Below are 1,352 nucleotides of genomic sequence, written 5' to 3' on the forward strand. Positions count from 1 at the left end.
GTCCTACACTATTGAAAATTTCCAAATCAATCATGCTATATTCTTAAAATTTTATTTATATTGTGTATAGATGGAAATTTTTAACGCTTTCATTAAAAAATACATAAAAAGTTTTTATTTTTCACTATTAATTTTTCCTAGCTTTTACTTTATATTAGCTTTTATTTTTATACGGAGTTTCATTTTGTTTTAAATACTTTCAAAATATTGATAAAATATTTTTAATTATTTATTCGGTAGATGCTTATTCATACTCGTACTCCTACACCCTTATTTTGATTAGTATTATATTATGCATTAATTAAAGTATTTTTTTAATACGCCATATTCTTTTTTAATCTCTTCAATCATACGATTTAATTCTCTTTTAATTGGTTGTAAGCAAATACTTATAATTTTAGCCTTTGTGTAGTCATAATTAGTGTTATAAAATTTATAGCTATTATCAATGTCTAATAATTCATTGAAGAAATTCAACTTAAAAAATTCAATTTGTTTTTGCACAAATATTCCTTCTTGATATTTTGAAATTAGTTCATCATCGATTATTCCACTTAACTTTTCTACTACTTCTTTTAAATACATTATATTATATTGATAAAGAACAGAATTAGGTAATAAGTCATAAAATTGTTTATTAATATCTTTATATTTTTGCATTTTAGGATCGTGTAAATTATGTTTTAGTAAAGTTTCTTCGCTAATATTTAAATTTGGTATTTTAATAAGATTCAAATCTGTAAATTGATTTAATTCAGTTGGCATTTGTAATACTTTGTGCTTTCTTAAGGTTAACAATTGGTCATATGTACTAAAATTAGTATAACAAAATAAGTCTAATACTCTAGCAAATTTAATGTATTCCTCTACTCTTTTAATATTTTTAGCTTGTTCTCCCCTTTTCTCACTAAGTATTAGGAAATTTTGAATATTATTTTGTTGTTTTGTAATTTTTAACACACTTTCATTAATATGATTAGCTTTATTATTTTGTTGTTTTGTCATTTCAAGTACACTTTCATTAATACGATTAGCTTTTATATTCGCTAAATATAAAAATACACTTAAAATAGTAGTGGTTACTATGCTAATTATCGAAATAAATATTGTAATATAAGAAATATCATTTCCTACTCGATTATCTAAAGTAATCAATTCTATAAAAAGTACAATCAAGCATAAAAATACTAAAATTATTAAACTAATAATAATAATTCTCTCATTCTTTTCTATATATTTTTGCACTCTATTAATCATTATTATTTACCTTTCTTGAACTTTATTTATTATAAATTTGTCCATTTCTTATTTGCAGTATATTAATATTAGAAATTTAAATTTATATCATTAAC

The 1,352-nt window shown here is 21.2% G+C and carries 1 protein-coding gene; it reads right to left on the minus strand.

All coding sequences use genetic code 11. The features are described 5' to 3' along the window. Positions 1-297: 297 nt before the first annotated feature. Positions 298-1,257: a hypothetical protein gene (locus CD128_RS11135; RefSeq protein ID WP_103329949.1), complete on the minus strand. Its 960-nt coding sequence runs from the start codon at positions 1,255-1,257 to the stop codon at positions 298-300. Between the last annotated feature and the right edge of the window lie 95 nt (positions 1,258-1,352).

Origin of the sequence: Staphylococcus croceilyticus (assembly GCF_002902575.1) — a bacterium.
Lineage (GTDB): Bacteria > Bacillota > Bacilli > Staphylococcales > Staphylococcaceae > Staphylococcus > Staphylococcus croceilyticus.

Excerpts from the sequence above, each read along its gene's own strand:
- CD128_RS11135 (WP_103329949.1), bottom strand. The coding sequence starts at position 1,257 with ATGATTAATAGAGTGCAAAAATATATAGAAAAGAATGAGAGAATTATT.